The following is a 22,662-nucleotide window of genomic DNA, read 5'->3' as shown; positions in this document are numbered from 1 at the left end:
ACCTACATCATCTCACTCCAAGCCCGCCATTCCCGCGAGCAAGGCGAGGTGCCGCTCGAAAAGCTCGGCCGGTTCGGTGAAGGTGTCCGATCCATACTGCCCGAACACCTCGAAGTTCACAGAACCGAACAGCGACACCCACACCAAGGTTCCGCGGGTGATTGCCTCGGGCCGCAATTCGACGCCCATCTCCGCGCGCACACGTTCCAGATCCGCCTTCAAGGGTTCACCGACTGCTGCGTCGGGGAACGATGTGAGAGCACCCGCCCGATGCGCGCTGTCGACTATTGCGATCAGCCTGGTGACCACCCGCGTGCCCGGCCCGGTGGTTTGCTCACCCGGTGCGTTGTAGCCGGGCACCGGACTGCCGAACAGCAGTCCGTATCTAGCGGGTTCGCGTATCGCCCAGGCCCGCACGGCTCGGCCCAACGCCAAAAACTGCCCCCGATAATCTTCTGCCGCAACAGCATCCACTGCAGCATCCACTTCGGCGCCCAGCTCGGTGTAAGCATCCACGACAAGAAGGGTGAGCAGTTCGTCGCGGCTGGCCACATACCGGTAGACCGCCGAGGATACGACGCCCAGATCTCGCGCCACCGCGCGTAGCGACAGAGCAGCAGCCCCGACCGCCGCCAAGTGTTCGCGTCCGATCCGGGTGATGTCCTGCAAGGTCTGTTCACGCGCGCGTTCGCGGGGGGTGCCGGCCATGGACACAGCTTGCCTCAATTCCGAGAGCAGAGCCAACAAACGAGAGCAGTGCCGATAAAAGAGAGCAGTGCTCTTGACATTGCACATCATGAGGCGCATCCTAGAAATCGAGAGCAGTGCTCTCCAACCCACGAACCTCAGGTAGGAGACATCATGTCGAACCTCGAAATCGTCACCGGCGCAGGACCAGTCGGATCCACCGTGGCGCTACAACTCGCCGAGCAGGGGATCAACGTCCGTCTCCTGACCAGATCCGGAAGCGGACCGCAGCACCCACGGATCGAGCGTCGACGCGTCGATGTGTCGGATCGAGACGCACTGCGCGCCGCCGCCGACGGCGCCACCGCGATCTACCACTGCATTCATGCCGCCTACAACGCCGCGGACTGGGAACGCGAACTCCCCGCGGCAGAAAAAGTCATCCTCGACGTCGCAGCCTCGTTGAATGCCGTTGTGGTGTTCCCCGAAAGCCTCTACGCGTACAACTCCGACACCGTGATGACGGAATCCGACCCCCGCAACGTCAGCGGCGGTAAGCGCGGAGTGCGCGCGATGCTACTGCGCACCCGCGAAGCCTCTGCCACACCCACCGTCAGCGTGGTGGCGTCGGACTTCTTCGGCCCCTACGTGCGCACAGCTCACGCCGGCGAACGCATGGCTCCGAAAGTGATGGCAGGAAAGAAGATTCGGGTAATCGGATCCGCAGATCAGCCACACTCCTTCACGTACGTACCCGATCTTGCGGCAGCGATGATCGCCGCGGCACACAACCCGGAACTGTGGAACTCCGTCCTGCACGCACCCACCGGACCCGCGCTCACCCAACGCACCATTGCCGAGGCGTTTGCCGACGCCGCAGGAGCCCCCGCCGCCAAGGTGGGCGTACTCCCGGCCTGGGTTCTCGATACCGTCGGCAAGGTACACACCGATACCCGCGAACTGGCAGAGATGAACTACCAGTTCACCAAGCCTTTCGTGATGGATTCGACTGCCAGCGAAGCCCTCCTCGGGCTGTCGCCGACGCCACTCGATCAGGCAGCGCGCGAAACTGTCGGCTGGTGGCGAGCAGAACAGGCCCGCACCGCGGCAGCCTGAAGAGCACGCACCTTTCCAATGAATGGGATTTGCGTTCCCACCCGGCCCACGAGCTCCCTAGTGTCCACGTCACACCGAGCGAAGCACTAGAGAGGTACTTATGCCCACGCTTCTACGAACAACCACTCTGCCCGTCGAGCCGGACCAGATCTGGTCTGTGATCAAAGGATTCGACGAACTCGCCTCATGGCACCCGCGCGTCCCCCCTTCCGAAATGGAAGAAAGCGCAGACCCGACCACGCCAGGTGCCGTACGCCGATTCATCGTCGACGGCAATGTCGTAGCACGTGAAGAGTTGATCGAGCATGACAACAGCGGCCGAACCTACAGCTACGAGGTACTCGACCAACCGCTTCCGGTCAAGAACTACATTGCGCGCATCGAAGTAGTTCCGACGCCTGACGGCTGTGAAGTCAGGTGGACCGCCACTTACGACGGAGGCGACGAGATCATCCCCGTCGTGGAGAACGCCTTCGGCGACAACGTGTACCTGGTTGGCCTCGATGCCCTGCGGGACCGGTTCGACGGTCGATAGTTCGGTTCCCGCTAGAGTTTCACTACATGACCCCAGCCTCGAACCGCCGCGAGGCTTGGTCCCGGACGCTCCACACCGTGCGGGAATCCCCGGGCCTCGGACGGTTGGCGCTTGTCCGCTTCTCGAGCCAGTTCGGCGACGGGTTGTTTCAGGCCGCGCTGGGCGGCGCGATCCTGTTCAACCCGGAACGCGAGACGGATCCTGTGGCGATTGCGGCGGGGTTTGCCGTACTGCTGCTGCCCTATTCGATCATCGGACCCTTTGCGGGTGCGCTCCTCGATCGCCTCGACCGGCGCCTCGTCCTGCTGTGGGCAAGTGTTCTGCGCGGTCTGCTGATCCTCACGACCGCTGTTCTGCTCGCCAGCGGGGGAGGGGACACGCCGCTGCTGTTGTGCGCATTGGCGGCTATCGGGGTCAGCCGATTTGTTGGCGCCGGAGTCTCGGCTGCACTCCCGAAAGTGGTTCGGCAATCCTGGTTGGTGGCCACCAATTCCGTTCTCACAACCGCAGGTTCAGTGGTGTCGGCCCTGGGCGCAACCGCGGCGGTGAGCATTATCGGGATTGTGGGTGCCGGTGATCGGGCGTCCGCAATCGCCGTGGCGTGCGCTGCTGTCGGATCGGCCGTCGCGGCTGTGGCGGCAGCACGGTTCACCGCCAGATCCCTTGGCCCCACCACCTCGGAAAGAACCAACACGGGCGCTCTTCATTCCGTTCTGACGGGCCTGAAAACCGGAGCCACTGCCGTCTGGGAGGCTCCCGGTGTCACTACCACGATGATCGGAATCGGCGCGCACAGAATCTGTTTCGGCATCAACACACTGATCATGGTGTTGGTGCTTCGGGACACGTCCAACGGCTCGGCGCTCCCTGGTGGGATGGCGGGATTCGGTGTTGCCGTTGGCGCTACGGCCATCGGCATGCTGATCGCCGCACTGATCACACCGTTTGTGATTCCGCGGCTCGGTCGCTCGCGAACCGTCACCTACGCACTGACGGCCGCCGTGATCATCCAACTCGTTTTTGTCACCACACTGACGCAGGGATCACTCCTGATCGCCGCATTCCTTCTCGGCATTGCCGGCCAAACCGTGAAACTGGCCGGCGACGCGGCGATGCAGATCGACATCGACGACAACCGTCGTGGCCAGGTTTTCTCCTTGCAGGACACCGTGTTCAACGTCGCGTTCATCGGTGCGATCGCCGCCGCGTCGACGGTGATCGCACCCGACGGCAAGAGTGTCGGATTATCCCTTGCCGGTGCGGGCGTCTACGCCGCCGGATTGTCGGCGGTGTTGATCAACCGCAAGAAGCGAGAAGGCTAGGACTGCTGGGCAGCCCACCACTTCAACAGTTCGGCCTCGGCCTCGTCCCGGTCGAGGGGACCACGATCGAGGCGCAATTCCTTGAGGAAGGTCCACGCCTTACCCACCTGGGGACCGGCAGGAATGTTCAACAGTTCCATGATGGCGTTGCCGTCGAGGTCCGGACGCACCCGAGCGAGGTCTTCCTGCTCGGCGATACGGGCGATCCGCTCTTCGATGTCGTCGTAGGTGGCCTGTAACTGCGCGGCTCGCCGCTTGTTGCGGGTGGTGCAGTCGGCGCGCACCAACTTGTGCAAGCGGGGGAGTAGTTCACCGGCATCTGTGACGTACCGCCGCACGGCAGAGTCCGTCCACTGCCCCTTGCCGTAACCGTGAAAACGCAAGTGGAGGAACACGAGCTGCGAGATGTCGTCCACCATCTGCTTGGAGAACTTGAGGGCACGCAAACGCTTGCGCACGAGCTTGGCACCGACAACCTCGTGGTGATGGAAGCTGACGCCGCCGCCGGGCTCGTTACGCTTGGTGTCCGGCTTGCCGATGTCGTGAAGCAGTGCGGCCCAACGCAATACGAGATCCGGGTCGCCGTCCTCGAGGTCGATGGCCTGCTGCAGCACCGTCAGAGAGTGCTGGTAGACGTCCTTGTGCTGGTGATGCTCGTCGATCTCGAGCTTCATCTGCGGGATCTCGGGCAGCACGTAATCAGCCAAACCGGAATCGACCATGACGTTGATGCCGTCCAACGGGTACATGCCGAGCATGAGCTTGTTGAGCTCGGTCTGCACACGTTCGGCCGTGATCCGCTCGATCTGCGAAGCCATGTCCTTGATGGCGTCGAAAACGCGATTGTTCAACGTGAAACCAAGCTGAGATACAAACCGCGCCGCACGCAGCATCCGCAGCGGATCGTCGTTGAACGAGTTCTCGGGAGCCGACGGCGTATCGAGTTCCCCGGCGAGCAGAGCGTCCATGCCGTTCAGCGGATCGACAAACGTGAACGAACCGTCGGCGCCTATCGCCATGGCCATCGCGTTGACCGTGAAATCACGACGCACCAGATCGTCGGCAAGATTCTCGCCGTACCGGACTACCGGATTACGCGACACACGATCGTAGGCATCGGCCCGGAACGTCGTGATCTCGATCTCCTGGCCGTCCTTGATGGCGCTGATCGTGCCGAAGTCGATCCCGGTATCCCACTGCTTGTCGACCCAGCCCTTGAGGAGAGCCTGCACCTTCTCGGGGCGCGCGTCCGTCGTGAAATCCAGATCACCGCTGAACCGGCCAAGGATTGTGTCGCGCACGCTGCCACCTACCAGGTACAGCTCGTGGCCGGCCGCTGCGAAGCGCTCACCCAGCGGGGTCAACACATCGGAGAGCGTGCGCAATGTGTCGGAAGCGTCGGCAAGGAGCCGTGCACGGCGATCGGCATCGGAGGTAGGGGCAGTCACGTCGATTGAGCTTACTTAAGGTGCGCAAATAGCAGAACGCGCATATCAACGCGAGCACCCGGTTTGCGCGGGTTACCGGCCAACCAGACGATGCCAACTAGTATCGATGGGGTGTCAGGTGCCGAACGAACGAACAGGAGCCGCCGCAACTCGCGGCGTCGTCCTGCCGTCGGCAATCCTGAACGATCCCCGATGCGTACAGTCCGCGAAACTTCGGCGGGCGGATTGGTCGTCGACGGCTGGGGCGGCCCGCCCGAACGCCTGTGTGCTGCACTGATCGGACGAACCGACCGCCGTGGTCGTCTGTTGTGGTCACTGCCCAAGGGACACATCGAGCAGGGCGAGACCGCCGAGCAGACGGCGATGCGTGAGGTCGAGGAAGAAACGGGCATTCAGGGAACCGTCCTCGCGCCACTCGGCAGCATCGACTACTGGTTTGTCACCGAGGGCCGACGCGTCCATAAAACGGTGCACCACTATCTCTTGAGGTTCCTCGGTGGCGAACTGTCCGACGAAGACGTCGAGGTCACCGAAGTGGCCTGGGTACCGCTCGCGGAACTGCACTCACGCCTGGCGTACGCGGACGAACGAAAACTAGCCGAACTTGCCGCACAGATGATCGCCGAGATGCCCCACGCCCCCATGCTTCCGAAGGAACCGGACGCAGGATGAAAATGGCTCTACGGCGAGCGGGCATCGCCGCTCTGGTGATGGCCGCTGTCGGTGTGACGGGATCGCTCGGGGCGGGCCCGGCACACGCGCTCCCCGCCTCGCACGACAAACACGTTCAGGCACCACGCACCAGCACCGACGGCAAGTTCCTCGAGCTGTCCATCGAATCCACGACACCGACCACCGTCACGACAACCAGCACGCCCACCGTCGTGGTGAAGGGCACGGTCAAGAACGTCGGCGACCGCCCAGTCGAAGACGTCGGAGTGCGGTTGCAACGAGCGCCGGCCATCGACAATGCAGCCGACGTACGCGATGCCCTCGAATTCGACCAAGCCATCTTCGACACAGTCGGCGAGTTCGACACCGTCGCCACCAGCCTCGAGCGGGGCGAATCCAGACCGTTCACCCTCTCGCTGCCACTGCGCAGCACTACCGGAACCTCACTGGAGATCTCCGAGCCCGGCGTCTATCCGATGCTTGTCAATGTCAACGGCACCCCCGAATACGGCGGCGCAGCCCGGCTCGACGACGCGCGTTTCCTCCTCCCGGTTCTCGGCGTTCCCAGCGCGACCAACACAAGAACGTCAAGCACCTCGGCTTCAGCCGTCGTCGCACCCGACACGTCCAATCCCGTCGGCGTGACGATGATGTGGCCGCTCGCTACCGCTCCCAGCCTGGTCGGCGGAATCCCCGGATCCGTCAATGACCCCGTTCGACTGATCAACGACGACCTCGCCACCGAACTCTCGGACGGCGGACGCCTCGACGCGCTTGTCGACGCCGTCGAAAATGCCACGAAACCCGAGATCGACGCCGACAACAAGGTGCGCGATTCGCTGTGCCTCGCCATCGACCCCGACCTCGTGATCACGGTCGACAACATGACCCGCGGTTATCTGGTCGTCGACAACGCGGCAGACCCCACCGGCGCAGCCCACGACGGTCGCGGACAGGATGCGGCGTCCAATTGGTTGTCGCGAATCAAGACGCTGGCAGCATCGATGTGTACGACGTCGGTTCCGTTTGCGCAGGCAGATCTCGCGGCAGTCGGTACCGTCGCCCATCCCGAACTGACGGCGACGGCCATCGACCGGCCGGCCGACATCGTCGACACCATTCTCGGCGTGACTTCGCTCCGCAATTTCGTGTGGCCGGATTCCGGAGTCCTCGATTCCGTCACCGTTGACACTCTGAGCACCAGGCCGACAACCACCCTCGTAGCGGCCTCGTCCGTGGATTCGAGCGAGGCACAACTGTCCTCGCGCATCACCGACACCGTCGACGCACTTGCCTTCGACACAGCGGCGGCCGCAGCTTTTGCCGCGACCGGATCCAACCCGTCGACGCCGTCGTACATCGACGAGGACACCGCGCCGCAACTCGAGACGGAATCGCGGGTTGCCCGGCGCCAGGACGCACTCGGCGCGATGGCGTGGTCCGCGTTGACTCCCACCGCCGTGCCGCGCAATCAGATTCTGGCGCCGCCGCAACTGTGGAGCGCCGACGCGGAGGACGCCGGCGCGATGCTGTCGATGCTCGCCACGCTCATCCGCTCCGGCCTGGCGACACCACAGTCCCTTCCGGCGCTGCTCGGCACACAACCCGGCGCTACGGGCACGGCAACTCTCGAATATCCGGAGCGGGCAACTCAGGACGGTCCGCAAACAGCGGTCATCGACACGGCACAAGCTCAACTGCCCCGAATCGATGCGCTCGAACTCTCACTCGTCGACGACCCGCAGGTTCTGCTCACTCCGCGCTCCTTCACCGCCCCGCTGCGTGAGGATCTGCTGCGCGCGATGAGTTCGGCCAACCGGCGCGATACCAGTATCTTGTCCGTCCGGAATGCCGAACGTGCTGCAAGCATCCGCGCAGGCAACGTGACCACCAGCGTCAACGGTCTCTATCAAGCCGTCAGCGTCGTATCGCCGGGCGGCGTGTACACACTGGCGTCCGGGCAAAGCCCGCTGCTCCTCGTGGCCCGCAACGAACTGCCGATCGCCGTCAACGTCAACCTGCGGGTGGACGCTCCGCCGGAGATGAAGATCAGTGACATCGGTCCCAAACAATTGCCGCCGCGCGGTAGCCGACAATTGACTGTGCCAGCGGAAATGAACGATTCCCGCAAGGTGGTCGTGAGCTTCTCGCTCACCACCACCGACGGGTTCCAATTGGGCAGCCCGACCAGCGTGACCGTACGGTCGAATGCATACGGTCGTCCGTTGGCCGCTGTGACAGCCACAGCAGGAGGATTGTTGTTGTTCTTGGCCGGACGACGGCTGTGGCATCGATATCGGGGTCAGCCCGACCCAGCTGATGAAGGGTACAAACGTTCATGACCGGGAATCCGCCTGAGGGCAAACGGTCCGCGATCACGCGCCGGAGCACCGCAACCGCGTCACATCCGCGCATGCCACCGTGGGAACGCGGGTACCCGATCCAGCCGGTCAACCCGGACGCACGTTTCGACGACTCACCCACCATGACCATTCCGGTCATCCGCGACTACCCGCGGTACCGGGAAGCGGAAATGGAGTTGGCGAACCGTCCCGTCTCCGAGTCCGGTGACGTCGACCCCGACTCTCATGTTCTGCCAGGAGACCGCAAGGAATCCAACTCACGACTTCTCGCGGCGACGGGTTCCATCGCCATCGCGACACTGACGAGCCGCATCACGGGATTCGCCAAGCAGCTGATGATCCTGATGGTTCTCGGTCCGGCCATCGCCAGTTCGTTCACAGTCGCCAGCCAGATCCCGAACATGATCGCGGAGCTGGTTCTCGGCGCAGTTCTGACCGCGATCGTCGTGCCGGTCCTTGTCCGCGCCGAACGCGAAGACAAAGACAAAGGCGAAGCCTTCATCCGACGCCTCTTCACGGCGTCCCTTGTCCTTCTCGGCATGGCCGCGCTACTCGCGACCCTGGCCGCACCTGTGCTCACCAAATACGTCTTCCTGTCCGAAGACGGCAAGGTCAGCACCGACCTGACGACAGCTCTTTCATATCTGCTGCTGCCGGCGATCCTGTTCTACGGACTGTCTGCGCTGTTCACGGCGTTCCTCAATACCCGTCAGGTCTTCAAACCCGGAGCCTGGGCGCCGGTGCTCAACAACATGGTCGTCCTCGTGGTGCTCGTGATCTACCGCCTGACACCAGGTGAGATCTCGCTGAATCCGGTCTCGATGGGTGACGCAAAACTGCTCACCCTCGGCATTGGCATCACCGTCGGCGTCATCGTGCAGGCTGCCAGCCTCATTCCCGCGCTACGACGCGAGAACATCTCCCTCAAGCCGCTGTGGGGTCTCGACGACCGCCTACGTCAGTTCGGCGGCATGGCCGTCGCCATCGTGTTGTACGTCCTGATCAGTCAGATCGGCATGATCTTCGCGACGCGCATCTCCTCACACGCGGACGAAGCCGGCCCCGCGATCTACAGCCAGGCCTGGCTGCTGCTGCAGTTGCCGTACGGCGTCCTCGGTGTGACGGTTCTGACCGCGATCATGCCGCGCCTGAGCCGCAACGCCGCAGCCGACGACACCCCGGCCGTCGTCGACGATCTGTCGGTCGCCACGCGTCTGACCATGATCACGCTCGTTCCGATCATCATGTTCCTCACCTTCATGGGCCCCCAGGTCGGTGAAGCGCTCTACGGTTACGGCCGCTTCGGACCTGAACAGGCCGAACGTCTCGGCACTGCCGTGAGCTGGTCGGCATTCACGTTGATTCCGTACGCGCTGGTGCTGATCCAACTCCGAGTGTTCTACGCCCGCGAACAAGCCTGGACGCCGACGTGGATCGTTCTCGGAATCACCGCAGTGAAGATCGCCTTCTCCGCTCTCGTCCCACTGGTTGCATCCGATACCGATCAGGTCGTGATTTTGCTCGGTGCAGCCAACGGACTCGGCTACATCACCGGTGCGGTCATCGGCGGATACCTTCTGCACCGCAGCCTCGGAAACCTCCAGATGGCCAATGTCGGTAAGACCGTATGGTCCGTCGTCGTCGCCTCCCTGGCCGGTTCACTGACAATGATTGCCGTCGACCGGGTACTCGGATTCCACAAACTCACCGAGAACCTGGGCGGTCCCGGATCCTTCATTCGCGTAGCCGTCGGCGGCATTCTTATGCTCGCCATCACCTTCACGATCCTGTACTTCAAGAAGATCCCCGAAGTGCGCTCGGTAACGGTTGCGGTCTCCCGCAAGATTCGTTCTGTGTTGGGTCGCCCCGAACCAGCCTCGAAGTCCGCCACCGGTAATTCGGCGCAGCGCGACGACGATGCTGTAACCGAGCTGATCCCCGCCGTGCGAACGGAATCGAACCAGCACGAACGACCAGGTGCGCTGCCGTACCCTGGTCCTGGAACCACAAGGTCGCAACCCGCACAGACACGGGGATGGGCAACCGAAAGTGAAGGAGCGAGGGTGAGCGACGACAAGGTCTCCGACGACAAGAATGCCGGAACTTCTGCCGTGAAAGAGTCCACGTCGGCTGGGGCAGCGCCTACGGGTGCGCCGCGAGCAGAGGCTCCCCGGAAGCAAACACCACAGCAGCAAACACCACAGCAACAGGCGCCGCAGACACAGGCAATCAAGTCCGAGCCGCCCAAGGCTGTGCCGAACAAGGCGGTGCCGCAAAAGGCTGTGCCGAACAAGGCTGTGCCCCCCAACCCTGTGCCGCCCGCCGGATCTGCCAAGACGCCGCCCGCTGCACCCACCTCTACTTCCCGGCCCTCTCCCCGCGGACCGAAGCTCATTCCGGGTGCCTCCGTCGCCGGCGGCCGCTACCGTCTGCTCGCCCCGCACGGTGGCACTCGTGGACTGCAGTTCTGGGAAGCACTCGACGTCAAACTCGATCGCGAAGTAGCCCTGACGTTTGTCGACGCGGAACAGCGCGGCGACGACAACGCCCAGTCCGGTCCACAGGCCGTGCTCTCCCGCACCTTGCGCCTTGGCCGGATCAACTCGCCGGGCCTGGCCCGGGTCCTCGACGTCGTCCGCGGCAGCTCGGGCGGCATCGTCGTCGCCGAGTGGACGCCTGGCCGATCACTGCGTGAAATGGCCGAGACGACGCCGTCGCCCATCGGTGCCGCGCGCGCGATCCGCAGCCTCGCTGCCGCTGCCGAGGCAGCTCACCGCTCGGGTGGCGCGCTGTCCATCGATCACCCGGATCGGGTGCGCATCAGCATCAACGGCGACGCCGTACTCGCGTTCCCCGCAACGCTTGCCGACGCCGATTCCACCAGCGACGTTCGTGGTCTTGGCGCCATGCTCTACGCCCTCATCACGGCTCGGTGGCCGCTGGCAAAGCCGTCAGCCGGACCCGTCGGCGGGTTGCTCCCGGCCGGCCGCGACGCTTCCGGGAATCCCGTCGAGGTGCGAGGAATTCGTCCCGAGGTGCCGTTCGACATCTCGGCCGTTGCCACGCGCGCACTGCAAGCAGAGAGCGGAATCCGCACTGCCGCAACGGTGCAACACATTCTCGATCAAGCGTCCGTCGTCAACGACAAGACGGAACTGATTCCCGCCCTGCGCCTCGGACATCGCGACCCCGGCAACTCCGGACACGCTCTGACGGATCCCGAGGCCATCGAAGCCGAGAAGAAGAAGTCGACGCGCATGCTCGCCGCGTTGACCGCGCTGGGCGTATTCACCGTCATCGTGCTGATCCTGCTCGGCGTGTGGGTTGCCAGCTTCCTCTCCGGGAGCAGTTCCAACACTCCCTTGAGTGAACAGAGCTTCGGCTTGACCTCGGAAGCTGCTGCACCCGAGGAAAGTTCGGCTCCCGCTGCCCCGCCGGTTGCCACGGCCCCTGTCGGTGCGTCGACGGTCGCGGTGTTCTCGCCGCAGGGCACCCCGGATCAGCCGGCTACGGCCAAGAACGCCATCGACGGAAACCCCACAACGGAGTGGTCGACGGACTCGTACTTCCAGCCGTTCCCGGCGCTGAAGAACGGCGTCGGCCTGATGGTCACGCTGGACGACGCCGCGACTCTGAAGAACGTTGCCATCACGTCCGATTCGCCGGGTAGCGTCGTTGAAATCCGTTCTGCCCCTTCTGCCGGAACAACTCTCGATCAGACGAAGCAAATCGGGACCGGAACATTGAAGAACGGTGTCACGGATATTCCGGTCACCACCGACAGCCCGAGTCAGTACGTTCTCATCTGGATTACCGAACTCAGCACGCAATCCGGACAAAACCAAACAGCCATCTCGGACATAACGTTCAACGCCGCTCGATAGCCCGTCCCTGACCCCTCCCGATGGCCCGCTCCTGGGTTAACATCCGCCGGTGCACACTTATCGGGGGGGCACCGGGGGCGAGGTAACGGATGTCGAATTACTGACAGCACATGTGGCGGGCGATCCACATGCTTTCCGTGAATTGCTGACCCGGCATCAGGATCATCTATGGCACGTCGCCCGGCGTACCAGCTATTCGGACGAGGACGCCAGTGACGCCTTGCAGGAAGGCTTGCTGTCTGCGCACCGCAACGCGTCCAAGTTCCGTCGCGATGCCGCTGTGCGAAGTTGGCTCCACGCGATAGTTGTCAACGCGTGCCTGGATCGAATTCGGCGAAACAAGTCACGCCAAGCCTTTTCGCTCTCCGCCGACAATGTGGAGGAACCTCGCGATTCTCACGATCATGTCGAAGCCGTGGACATGAGGATGACCGTCGATCAAGCCTTGGCCCTGCTGCCGCCTGAGCAGCGCGCTGCCGTCGTTGCGGTGGACATGGAGGGTTATCCCGTAGCCGAGGCCGCAATTCGGCTCGGCATCCCTGTGGGAACGGTGAAGAGTCGCTGCGCTCGCGCGCGCAAGCGTCTAGCCGCCGAATTGGCCGAGTTGGGTGGCCGAGGGAACCGATCGTGATGTCGACGCGTCTAATCTTTGTGAGCACCAGAACAGGTAGCCGCGCGCAGAAAGGGGAGGCTCGTGAACGATTCGTACGTTCCTGCCCCACCTTTCTCCGAAGACTTGCTGGCCGATCTTCACGGCGGTGTTCTCGACCCCGAAACCAGTGCTGCCTTGTGGGTCCTCGTCGACGACGATCCTGACGCGCTGGCGTTCGTCAGCAAACTCGACAACGTCAGTCATTCACTGCGGACGTGGGACGAGCGCATCGCCCCGCACGAGCCCATGCCGCCCGAGTTGGCAGCGCGCATCCACAGCGCATTGGACAGCGAGTGGAAACAGCAACAGACGCAACATGATTCCGATTCGAATGTAATCTCCATCGCCCGCTCGCGACGCCGGCTACTGATGGGTGGTGCCGCTGCTGCAGCAGCCGTAGCGGTTGTGGCTGTGTTGATTGCGGTACGCCCCACCGAACCGAACGCCGTCATCACTGCGCAACCCACTCCTACCGTAAGCGAAAACCGGACTCCCGAAAGATTCCTCACCTTGATCGGATCCAAAGATCTTGGCCCACTAGAGGATTCACTCAAACTGGCAGGTTGCCTGCAGGCAAACGGATTCTCGCAAGATGAGCCACTTCTCGGATCGGGCGAGGTCACCGTCGACGGCAACCCAGCCGTGGTGCTCCTACTGCGCGGCACGCAGCCACGTCAGATCACCATCCTTGCCGTCGGCCCGGAATGTAGCGCTGACAAACCGAACACGCTGTCCGTCAACACTATCGGCTAGTTCACTTTTCTGCGACCGGCAACAGCAGTGCCAGGATGCGCTCGCGGAGTTCCTCCGTATCATCTTCCACCGCAATAAGACTCGAGAACATCGCAGCGCCGGCCGCCATCACGAGCACAGCTTTTGCGTCCAACAGTGCGGCGTCGCGGTCTTCCGAATCTTCCAGGAACAACTGGGTACTCGGCCCACTGAACCCGCGCCACAGCTCGTTACGTAGATCGTCGTGATCGCGCAATGCCGCCAATAGTCCGGGCGCCGCGGCACGAACCTCGGGCCGGGCGAACAACTGCGCGCTACCGGCCACCACCCAGCGGATCCACCCGTCGCGATCCGTTCCCTCGAAGGGCGTCAGATCCGGGGTGGCGCCGAGGATCGATCCGAGAACCAAGTGCGCTTTGGACGACCATCGACGCGCCATCGACGCCCTACTGACTCCGGCTCGGGCGGCGATGGCGCGCACGCTCAATTGCTCCCAGCCGACCTCGAGCAGCATGGTGCGGGTGACTTCGAGGACTGCGTCGTCGATGCGTGGGTCTCGGGGGCGACCAGATCCTGTGGTGTTCATCGTCTCGAATTGTCGAACAGATTTGGCGTCGGCGCTATATCGTCGTAGATACGAGTCCACTGGCATCGTAATGGATCTGCCGAAGCAGGAAGAAGAACATGACCCCCACGATCTTCGAACCGGCCCGTCTCGGGCCGCTGACCTTGAAGAACCGCATCATCAAAGCTGCCACCTTCGAAGGCGTGATGCCGCGGGGAGCGATCTCCGACGACCTGATCAACTTCCACGCCGAGGTCGCTCGCGGTGGGGCCGCCATGACCACCGTCGCGTACTGCGCAGTCTCACCCGGTGGCCGCGTCCACCGCGACACCCTCGTCATGAACGAACAGGCGCTGCCCGGACTGCGCCGCCTGACCGAGACGGTCCACGCCGAAGGAGCGCTCGCCGCAGCACAGATCGGCCACGCCGGACTAGTGGCCAACACCCTCTCCAACAAAACGAAAACCCTGGCCCCGTCGACGCGATTGAGTCCGCCCGCGATGGGTCTCGTCAAGGGAGCGACACTCGCGGAACTCGACGGCGTTGTCGCCGACTACGAGCGCACCGCGCGCATTGCCGTCGACGCCGGATTCGACGCCATCGAGGTGCACCTCGGCCACAACTATCTGCTCAGTTCGTTCATGAGCCCCAATCTGAACAAACGCCACGATCGATACGGTGGAACCGTCGCCAGGCGCGCTGAATATCCGCGTCGGGTGATCGAAGCAGTCCGCAGGGCAGCCGGACCGTCGGTTGCCGTCACGGCGAAGTTCAACATGTCCGACGGCGTCCCCAAAGGACTGTGGCTCGATCAGAGCCTGCCAATCGCCAAGATCCTCGAGGCCGACGGCCATCTCGACGCCATGCAATTGACCGGCGGCAGTTCACTTCTCAACGGAATGTACTTCTTCCGCGGCGACGTTCCGATGGCGGAATTTGTTGCGTCCCAGCCCAAACTCGTGGGTTACGGTCTCAAGTTGTACGGCCCGACGCTCTTTCCCAAGTACCCCTTCGAGGAAGGGTTCTTCCTTCCATTCGCCCGCCAGTTCCGCGAGGCGCTGAGTCTGCCGCTGATCCTGCTCGGCGGCATCAATCGCGTCGACACCGTCAAGGGCGCACTCGGTGAAGGTTTCGAGTTTGTAGCCATGGCTCGGGCACTGCTTCGAGATCCGCAGTTGGTCAACAAGTTTCAGTCCGAATCGGTTTCCGAAGGGCTGTGCGTCCACTGCAACAAGTGCATGCCCACCATCTACACCGGCACGCGCTGCGTCGTCCGAGAGGCTCTGCGCCCAGCGACCACATAGCGCGCAACTCCCCACTAGGCTGTTCGACGACCGAGCAGCGTACGAAAGGAGTTCACGTGCCACGCATCAACGCCGCTACCGTCGGCGAGCATCGCGCAGCGCAGCGTCGTGCGCTCCTGAACGCTGCCCGCGCGGTTCTTGCCGAAGGAACCGCGGACATCCCGTCGTTCGGTGAGATAGCCAGGCGCGCCGGACTGGCCCGATCGAGCGTCTATCAGTACTTCAACTCCCGGCAGGACCTACTCGACGCACTGGTCGAGGATTCATTCCCGCGGTGGTCGCAGAAGTTGGCTGAGGCCATGGCGGAGGCCGACGGCCCCGCCGGTCGCATCCTCGCGTACGTCGACGCCAATCTGATCCTGGCCGCAGACGGAGAACACGCGATCGCGGCGTCACTGAGCCAAATCGCACCCGGCCCGAAGTTCGATGAGAAGAGCCGGGCACTGCACGGCGATCTTGTCACTCCGCTGCTGCACACGCTGCAAGAACTCGGCGCACGCGACCCCGCCGTCACTGCCGAACTGATCAACGCGATAGTTCACACCGGGGTCCGACAAATCGAACGCGGCACCGATCCGGATCAGGTGCGCCGCAGTGCTGGCGCCCTGGTCGCACCGTATGCACACGACCCCAGCTGAGCGCCCGACCACTTTTGCGCCGGGCCCGGGAACAACACCCCTTATCCTGGTGTTGATCGGTACGGCTCTCCAAGAAGCGGAGGGTCTGCACTCACTATTGGAAGGCTCGCATGACCACCCAGCTGGAAACCACGCCCGCGGTCCATGACGTCATCATTGTCGGTTCCGGACCGGCCGGCTACACCGCTGGTGTCTACACCGCGCGCGCTGAGCTCCAGCCCCTGCTGTTCGAGGGAACGCAGTTCGGTGGCGCCCTCATGACCACCACCGAGGTCGAGAACTTCCCCGGATTCCGCGAGGGAATCATGGGACCGGACCTGATGGAACAGATGCGTGAGCAGGCTCTGCGCTTCGACACCGACATCCGCACCGAGGACGTCGACGAGATCGACCTGAGCGGCCCGATCAAAACCGTCGTCGCGAACGGCGAAACCTACGCCGCACACGCGATCATCCTCGCGATGGGCGCCGCAGCGCGTTACCTGGGGATTCCCGGTGAAGAGCGTCTCCTCGGCCGCGGCGTCAGCGCCTGCGCCACCTGCGACGGCTTCTTCTTCCGTGACCAGGACATCGTCGTGGTCGGCGGCGGCGACTCCGCCATGGAAGAAGCAACCTTCCTGACCCGTTTCGCCCGCTCGGTCACCCTGGTGCACCGCCGCGAGGAGTTCCGCGCCTCACGCATCATGCTCGAGCGCGCCAAGGCCAACGAGAAGATCCGCTTCCTCACCAACGCCGAACCCCTCGAGGTCCTTGGCGAGAACAGTGTCACCGGCCTCGTGGTCCGCGACACCGTCACCGGCGAGACCTCCACCCTCGAGATCACCGGCATGTTCGTCGCCATCGGCCACGACCCCCGCAGTGAACTCGTCAAGGGCCAGGTAGACCTCGACGACGCCGGCTACGTCCGCGTTGCACCCGGCTCCACCGCAACCTCGGTCGACGGCGTCTTCGCGGCCGGCGACCTGGTCGACCACACGTACCGTCAGGCCATCACCGCTGCCGGCACCGGATGCTCCGCTGCGATCGACGCCGAACGCTGGCTCGCCGACCGCGGCGACATCACCGCAAACACCCTCGATGCCGCCGGTCACGCCGTCGACGTCGTCGGCGCCCCCTGATTCACCCAGCTGTCGTACCCAACCCTCGAGGAGTAACAGTGTCGAATACCGTCACCATCACCGACGATTCCTTCAAGCAGGACGTCCTGGGCAGCGACAAGCCCGTTCTCGTCGACTTCTGGGCAACCTGGTGCGGCCCGTGCAAGATGGTCGCCCCGGTTCTCGAGGAAATCGCCGGTGAGAACAGCGACAAGCTGACCATCGCCAAGCTCGACATCGACGCCAACCCGGCCGCAGCCCGCGACTTCCAGGTCATGTCGATCCCGACGCTGATCCTGTTCAAGGACGGACAGCCCATCAAGACCATCGTCGGCGCAAAGGGCAAGGCCGCGCTGCTCAAGGAACTCTCGGACGTACTCTGAGTACCCTGTGAACGTAGGGGATTCTCGCAATCCCCAGGTTTTCTGAGATAATCGATCGATGTGCCTGATCAGATCCACTTCCAGGCACATCGATCGAATTCTTTTGCCGATCCGAGAGGTTTTCACGCATGCATCGACTCCGACACGGTGATCACGGCCCGGCCGTCGCCGAGATTCGGGGCACATTGACGAAGCTGGGATATCTGCACCACATCCCGTCCAGCATTCGACGTGAAAGCGGCGACGGTGCCCATTGGGTTGCGCCGGACGTCATCTTCGATCATCACCTCGACAGCGCCGTTCGTGCCTTCCAGCAGCAACGTGGGCTACTTGTCGACGGCATTGTGGGCCCGGCAACGTATCGGTCCATTCGTGAGGCGTCGTACCGCCTAGGCGCCCGCACTCTGATCTACCAGCTGTCCGCTCCGCTGTACGGCGACGACGTGGCAGCACTACAGACCAAACTCCAGGATCTCGGCTTCTACTCGGGGCGCGTCGACGGCTTCTTCGGGCCGATGACGCACGAGTCGTTGTCGTCCTTCCAGCGTGAGATCGGCATCGCCGCCGACGGCATCTGCGGCCCCCAGACTCTGCGCTCGCTCGACCTTCTCGGAACTCGTGTCACTGGCGGTTCACCCCACGCGATCAGCGAGGAAGAACTGGTGCGGCGCAAGGGCCCGCAGCTGGGCGGAAAGCGGATCGTCATCGATCCCGGTCTGGGCGGCCCGTCCACCGGAGCGATTGTGAACGGTATCTCCGAGTCCGATGTGCTGTGGGATCTTGCGATGCGCCTCGAGGGGCGTATGGCTGCAACCGGAATGGAGACGTTCCTCTCGCGGCCGCACAATGTCGATCCGTCAGAGGCTGATCGGGCATCAACTTCCAACGCGTTCGACGCAGACCTGATGATCTCGCTGCGGTGCGACAGCAATCCCAGCCCGTCCGCAAACGGTGTGGCGAGTTTCCATTTCGGAAATTCACACGGTTCGGTCTCGAAGATCGGTCAGATTCTCACCGGGTTCGTCCAGCGCGAGATCGTTGCCCGAACCCCGTTGCAGGACAACAGGACTCATGGTCGCACGTGGGAATTGCTGCGACTGACCAACATGCCGACGGTACAGATCGACCTCGGATACCTCTCGAACGCGAATGATGCTGCGGTGCTTACCAATCCGCGCATGCGTGACACCATCGCCGAGGCCATCCTGATTTCGGTCAAACGCCTGTACCTGCTTGGGCAGGACGATCAGCCCACCGGCACGTTCACGTTTGCCGAGCTTCTCGCAGAAGAACTTTCGGTATCCGACCGCAACTGACACGCGCGTTACTCACACGCGTGTCAGTTCACCGACCTGAATCATCTCGAGGGCCGCGGCCTGCAGGAGTCGATCGAGGGCTTCCTCGACGTCGACTTTCCACTCGTGGTCCCGATCGAGTTCGAGCCGCAAGCGTGGGTACCGATGATGGGGCGCAACAACCTCGAAGCCGTAATCCTCGAGGAAATCTGCGCTGATCATGCATTCCTCCGGTGAACATTCCAATGCTGCAGTTGCCGACGCGATATCCGACGCCGACTCCTGCTCATGTGCGCGGATACCAAAAGCTTCGAGGGCTCGGACACCGCGTCGAACGAGATCGGTCACCACAGCGGAAATGAGGGCCGGCCCGAGGCTTTCCTCGACGCCCGACGGCTCCAGCCGAAGACTGGTCAGCAGAACGGCGTCAGAGCTGACGGGACTGGTGGGGAACATCTGGGCGCGCGGAATGGTGCGGGGAGGGGCGTAGAGAGCGCTGCCGAGTGGTTTGCCGTCCTTGACCGCGACCTGGCCGCAGGATCCCCACTCGAGCATAACCATCGACAGCCACGCTTCTTTTTCGAATTCCTGATCGCAGAATCCCCGCGCATCGTGAAGGGCCGCCGGATCCATCTCCCAGAACACACAGCGGCGAGCGTGTGCCGAAAGTTGATCGAGACCGTCAAGCCGCAGCGATGTGATGACGTGAGTCGACACTGGCTAACTCACTTCCGTAGGTCGCGATCTCAATTTTGGTATCTGCCGAACATTTAGGTCTCCGCCGCACATTTTTGCCCTACCCGACGCGTTTTCCTTCTCCAGAATAAGCCACCACAACTCCGTCTGCGCTGCCGCTGCACCCGCCACATCAAAACTGTTGCGGTTCAAAGTATTTCACTTCCAGGAACCGCTCAGCATCAACATTTTGTCACAGTGACGAAACTAGCTGGTATGGATGGATATCGATGTTTCGTCACTTGTTCGATTTCTGCGCTTCCATCATGCCCACGATGCGCTGAAGGTCATCCACCGAGCCGAACTCGACCACAATTTTGCCCTTCCGCTTACCCAAACTCACCGTCACGCGGGTGTCGAACGAGTCGGACAACCGCTCCGCCACATCCTGCAGACCCGGCATCACGATCGGCTTCCGCTTCTGTGGGGGAGCGATCTCACTGTCAGCGCGGTTGGCCAAAGTGACAGCTTCTTCTGTCGCTCGGACCGACATTCCTTCCGCCACGATGCGCGCCGCCATCACTTCCTGAGCGTCGGCACCCGCCTCGAGGGAGAGCAATGCACGAGCATGCCCGGCCGACAGGACGCCGGCAGCGACGCGTCGTTGGACAGCCACCGGCAGCTTCAGCAGACGGATCATGTTGGTCACGACGGGGCGCGAGCGACCGATACGGTTCGCCAATTCCTCGTGCGTCACTTCGAATTCTTCGAGCAACTGCTGATACGCGGCAGCCTCCTCGAGGGGATTCAACTGAACACGGTGAATGTTCTCGAGGAGCGCATCACGCAACATCGAGTTGTCGTCGGTCTCACGAATGATCGCCGGAATCTTCTCGAGGCCGGCTTCCTGGCTCGCCCGCCAGCGGCGCTCACCCATGACAAGTTGGTACTTGTCGCCGTTGCGGCGAACCACGATCGGCTGCATCAAACCGAACTCACGGATGGAATGCACCAACTCCGCAAGTGCTTCCTCGTCGAAAACGTGACGCGGCTGCTTCGGGTTGGTCTCGATCAGACTCGGTTCGATCTCGAGGTAGACAGCGCCAGCGGATGTCAGTTCAGACTCGAGTTCATCCGCGGTCGGCACTGCAGTCTTTGCGGCGCCAGCTTTGGATTTTGCCGTTTTGGTGGCCGCTGTCTTCGGTGGGGGAGGGGAGGGGTTGGCCGTCTCGCCGCCGTTTTCACGGCTTCCGATGTCACCGCTTCCCACCTCACCGCCGATGATGAGATCCGCTGCTGCCGCCCCCAGTCCGGGTGCAGTGGCCGGACCGGTAGGAATCAGTGCGGCAAGGCCGCGGCCCAATCCGCCTTTACGTGCCTGGCTCATCTCACTGCTCCTGCGTCGTAGTGGTGACAGAGCGTCCGGCCAATTCGCGGCCGGCATCGAGGTAACTCATCGCCCCGCGTGAACCCGGGTCGTAATCGAGAACGGTCATGCCGTAGCCCGGAGCTTCGGAAACCTTGACGCTTCGGGGAATCACAGCCCGGAGAACGGTGTCGCCGAAGTGCTTACGCACCTCTTCTGCCACCTGGTCGGCGAGCTTGGTGCGGCCGTCGTACATCGTCAGGAGAACGGTCGAGACATGCAGATCGGGATTCAGGTGTGCCTGCACCAATTCGATGTTTCGCAGCAACTGGCCGACACCCTCGAGGGCGTAGTACTCGCACTGAATCGGGATCAGAACTTCCTTGGCCGCGACCATCGCGTTGACGGTCAGAAGGCCGAGAGACGGCGGGCAGTCGATGAGGACGAAGTCCACGTCCAGCTCCGCGAGCACCTTGTCGTTGAGCGCGCCCTTGAGACGATTCTCGCGAGCCACCATCGACACCAGTTCGATCTCGGCGCCGGCCAAGTCGATTGTCGCGGGGATGCAGAGAAGCCGTTCACTGTGCGGGCTTGTCTGAACCGCGTCAACGGCCTTCACTTCGCCGATGAGGAGCTCATAGCTCGAAGGGGTACCCGAGGTGTGAACGACGCCCAGAGCGGTGCTGGCGTTGCCCTGAGGGTCCAAATCGACCACGAGGACGGTAAGCCCTTGAAGGGCGAGCGCAGAAGCGAGGTTGACGGTTGTTGTTGTCTTGCCGACGCCACCCTTCTGGTTGGCAATCGTGATGACCCGACGGAAAGCGGGCTTGGGCAGGGTCACCGAGTGCGGGTGCAGCACCTGGCTTGCGCGATGCGCGGCAGCGCCGATCGGAGTCTCTTCCGAGGAGATCTCGGAATAGGGAGCCGTGAAATTCTCGTCGTCATTGATCACCGGGTCCGCGTTCACGCTCGGCTGCGGTGTTGCTGTTTCACGTGAAACAGCGGTCTCCGGCGACGGAGCGGTTTCGGACGTAGTAACAATTTCCGGTGAAACCACGGCTTCAGATCGACCCGACATTGACTGCTCCTTCGATTGCGAATCGACCACTGCGTGCTCTCATCATGTGTACTTCCTTCGTCATCGCTGACGCCGTTTGGGGAGACGCTCGGCCTTGACCACGACAGTGGGCGTCCGGAGAAATTTGGATCCACACTCGAGTATTTCGAACTTGCCCGCGCCGAGTTTGGTCAACGCGGTTCGGTCGCGCTCGATCTCTTCCGCAGCGCTCGAACCCTTCAGCGCAAGCATCCGACCGTGCTCGTGAATGAGGGGGAGTGACCAACGGGCCAGCTTTTCCAGCGGCGCAACAGCACGCGACGTCACTACGTCGGCACCGCCGGCTTCCTTCACTACGCCAGATTCTTCGGCGCGCCCCCGGACCACCAGAACATCCAATCCGTTGGATTCGATGAACTCGGCGAGGTACACAGACCGCCGCAGAAGCGGTTCGACCAGAGTGACTTTGAGGTCCGGCCGCGCGATTGCGAGAGGGATACCCGGCAACCCGGCTCCACTTCCTACGTCGACAACAGACTCACCTTCGGCGATCAACTCACCAATGACAGCGCAGTTGAGCAAGTGACGTTCCCAGAGTCGCGGCACTTCACGAGGTCCGATGAGCCCGCGCTCAACACCGTCCGTCGCCAGAGATTGGTAGTAGCGTTCTGCAATGTCGTATCGATCGCCGAACACAGCGCGCGCAGTCGCTTGTTCATCCCAGTCAACCGACGCCGCACCATTTTGTTCCACGTGAAACATCCTCCCGCGTATACCGCGAAATCAACAATCAAGACCAAAGTTATTATCCGTGTTATCGCCGACAAGTGTTCACTTCTACGCGTCGACTCGCTGTGAGTCTGCCAACTCA

General features: G+C 62.8%; 20 protein-coding genes. 13 read left to right on the top strand and 7 right to left on the bottom strand.

The features are described from left to right. Window positions 1-12: 12 nt before the first annotated feature. Window positions 13-708 carry a TetR/AcrR family transcriptional regulator gene (locus FEZ60_RS29990; protein WP_045066036.1) on the bottom strand — a complete coding sequence of 232 codons (696 nt, stop codon included), beginning with the start codon at window positions 706-708 and terminating at the stop codon, window positions 13-15. Between the two features lie 153 nt (window positions 709-861). Here FEZ60_RS29990 and FEZ60_RS29985 point away from each other — a divergent pair, with 153 nt between their 5' ends. The 3 genes from FEZ60_RS29985 to FEZ60_RS29975 all read left to right on the top strand — a co-directional run bounded on the left by FEZ60_RS29985 (window position 862) and on the right by FEZ60_RS29975 (window position 3,660). Then, window positions 862-1,803 (top strand): NAD-dependent epimerase/dehydratase family protein, encoded by a 942-nt coding sequence (locus tag FEZ60_RS29985; RefSeq protein WP_172937750.1) that lies wholly within the window; start codon window positions 862-864, stop codon window positions 1,801-1,803. A 100-nt stretch (window positions 1,804-1,903) separates the two neighbouring features. Continuing rightward, complete coding sequence (locus tag FEZ60_RS29980; RefSeq protein ID WP_033235285.1) at window positions 1,904-2,338, top strand: SRPBCC family protein; 435 nt, start codon at window positions 1,904-1,906, stop codon at window positions 2,336-2,338. 26 nt (window positions 2,339-2,364) lie between these two features. Then, window positions 2,365-3,660 (top strand): MFS transporter, encoded by a 1,296-nt coding sequence (locus FEZ60_RS29975; protein WP_172937749.1) that lies wholly within the window; start codon window positions 2,365-2,367, stop codon window positions 3,658-3,660. Here FEZ60_RS29975 and FEZ60_RS29970 read toward each other — a convergent pair. After that, entirely contained in the window at window positions 3,657-5,108 is a 1,452-nt protein-coding gene (locus FEZ60_RS29970; protein WP_138871170.1) for a CCA tRNA nucleotidyltransferase, read from the bottom strand. The genes FEZ60_RS29975 and FEZ60_RS29970 overlap by 4 nt on opposite strands. Window positions 5,109-5,300: 192 nt before the next feature. Here FEZ60_RS29970 and FEZ60_RS29965 point away from each other — a divergent pair, with 192 nt between their 5' ends. The 5 genes from FEZ60_RS29965 to FEZ60_RS29945 all read left to right on the top strand — a co-directional run bounded on the left by FEZ60_RS29965 (window position 5,301) and on the right by FEZ60_RS29945 (window position 13,432). Further along, window positions 5,301-5,780, top strand: a complete 480-nt coding sequence (locus FEZ60_RS29965; protein ID WP_080711774.1) for an NUDIX hydrolase — start codon at window positions 5,301-5,303, stop codon at window positions 5,778-5,780. Next, complete coding sequence (locus FEZ60_RS29960) at window positions 5,777-8,122, top strand: DUF6049 family protein (RefSeq protein WP_172937748.1); 2,346 nt, start codon at window positions 5,777-5,779, stop codon at window positions 8,120-8,122. Before FEZ60_RS29965 ends, FEZ60_RS29960 begins: the two co-directional genes overlap by 4 nt. Further along, window positions 8,119-12,027, top strand: coding sequence for a murein biosynthesis integral membrane protein MurJ (locus FEZ60_RS29955; protein WP_033235290.1), 3,909 nt, complete (start codon window positions 8,119-8,121; stop codon window positions 12,025-12,027). The genes FEZ60_RS29960 and FEZ60_RS29955 overlap by 4 nt, the downstream gene beginning before the upstream one ends. Before the next feature lie 49 nt (window positions 12,028-12,076). Continuing rightward, window positions 12,077-12,658 (top strand): RNA polymerase sigma factor SigM, encoded by a 582-nt coding sequence (sigM, locus tag FEZ60_RS29950; RefSeq protein ID WP_095887541.1) that lies wholly within the window; start codon window positions 12,077-12,079, stop codon window positions 12,656-12,658. Window positions 12,659-12,721: 63 nt separating this feature from the next. Further along, window positions 12,722-13,432 carry a hypothetical protein gene (locus FEZ60_RS29945; RefSeq protein ID WP_172937747.1) on the top strand — a complete coding sequence of 237 codons (711 nt, stop codon included), beginning with the start codon at window positions 12,722-12,724 and terminating at the stop codon, window positions 13,430-13,432. 1 nt (window position 13,433) lies between these two features. Here the strand turns inward: FEZ60_RS29945 and FEZ60_RS29940 are convergent, their stop codons facing one another. Beyond that, window positions 13,434-13,997: a TetR/AcrR family transcriptional regulator gene (locus FEZ60_RS29940; RefSeq protein ID WP_033235293.1), complete on the bottom strand. Its 564-nt coding sequence runs from the start codon at window positions 13,995-13,997 to the stop codon at window positions 13,434-13,436. Window positions 13,998-14,095: 98 nt separating this feature from the next. Here FEZ60_RS29940 and nox point away from each other — a divergent pair, with 98 nt between their 5' ends. The 5 genes from nox (at window position 14,096) to FEZ60_RS29915 (ending at window position 18,714) form a co-directional block, all read left to right on the top strand. Next, window positions 14,096-15,280 (top strand): 4,4'-dithiodibutanoate disulfide reductase, encoded by a 1,185-nt coding sequence (gene nox, locus FEZ60_RS29935; RefSeq protein ID WP_172937746.1) that lies wholly within the window; start codon window positions 14,096-14,098, stop codon window positions 15,278-15,280. Between the two features lie 56 nt (window positions 15,281-15,336). Next, a complete protein-coding gene (locus FEZ60_RS29930) occupies window positions 15,337-15,918 on the top strand; it encodes a TetR/AcrR family transcriptional regulator (RefSeq protein WP_172937745.1) in 582 nt (193 codons plus the stop codon). Window positions 15,919-16,028: 110 nt separating this feature from the next. Then, the gene (trxB, locus tag FEZ60_RS29925) at window positions 16,029-17,036 is read left to right on the top strand and encodes a thioredoxin-disulfide reductase (protein WP_033235296.1); all 1,008 of its coding nucleotides are present in this window, start codon (window positions 16,029-16,031) and stop codon (window positions 17,034-17,036) included. Between the two features lie 38 nt (window positions 17,037-17,074). Further along, on the top strand, window positions 17,075-17,398 hold the full coding sequence (gene trxA, locus FEZ60_RS29920) for a thioredoxin (RefSeq protein ID WP_033235297.1): 324 nt from the start codon (window positions 17,075-17,077) through the stop codon (window positions 17,396-17,398). A 128-nt stretch (window positions 17,399-17,526) separates the two neighbouring features. After that, window positions 17,527-18,714: an N-acetylmuramoyl-L-alanine amidase gene (locus FEZ60_RS29915; protein WP_033235298.1), complete on the top strand. Its 1,188-nt coding sequence runs from the start codon at window positions 17,527-17,529 to the stop codon at window positions 18,712-18,714. Window positions 18,715-18,726: 12 nt separating this feature from the next. Here the strand turns inward: FEZ60_RS29915 and FEZ60_RS29910 are convergent, their stop codons facing one another. The 4 genes from FEZ60_RS29910 to rsmG form a co-directional block, all read right to left on the bottom strand. Next, complete coding sequence (locus tag FEZ60_RS29910) at window positions 18,727-19,410, bottom strand: hypothetical protein (RefSeq protein WP_033235299.1); 684 nt, start codon at window positions 19,408-19,410, stop codon at window positions 18,727-18,729. A 256-nt stretch (window positions 19,411-19,666) separates the two neighbouring features. Further along, on the bottom strand, window positions 19,667-20,755 hold the full coding sequence (locus FEZ60_RS29905) for a ParB/RepB/Spo0J family partition protein (RefSeq protein WP_172937744.1): 1,089 nt from the start codon (window positions 20,753-20,755) through the stop codon (window positions 19,667-19,669). Between the two features lies 1 nt (window position 20,756). Next, window positions 20,757-21,812, bottom strand: a complete 1,056-nt coding sequence (locus FEZ60_RS29900) for a ParA family protein (RefSeq protein ID WP_233363932.1) — start codon at window positions 21,810-21,812, stop codon at window positions 20,757-20,759. Between the two features lie 60 nt (window positions 21,813-21,872). Further along, entirely contained in the window at window positions 21,873-22,553 is a 681-nt protein-coding gene (gene rsmG, locus FEZ60_RS29895; RefSeq protein WP_033235301.1) for a 16S rRNA (guanine(527)-N(7))-methyltransferase RsmG, read from the bottom strand. Window positions 22,554-22,662 lie beyond the last annotated feature (109 nt).

Origin of the sequence: Rhodococcus sp. MS16, assembly GCF_013277795.1 — a bacterium.
Lineage (GTDB): Bacteria > Actinomycetota > Actinomycetes > Mycobacteriales > Mycobacteriaceae > Rhodococcus_F > Rhodococcus_F globerula.
The sequence above is the reverse complement of the archived record's forward strand: the minus strand, read 5'-3'. Positions and strand labels throughout refer to the sequence as shown.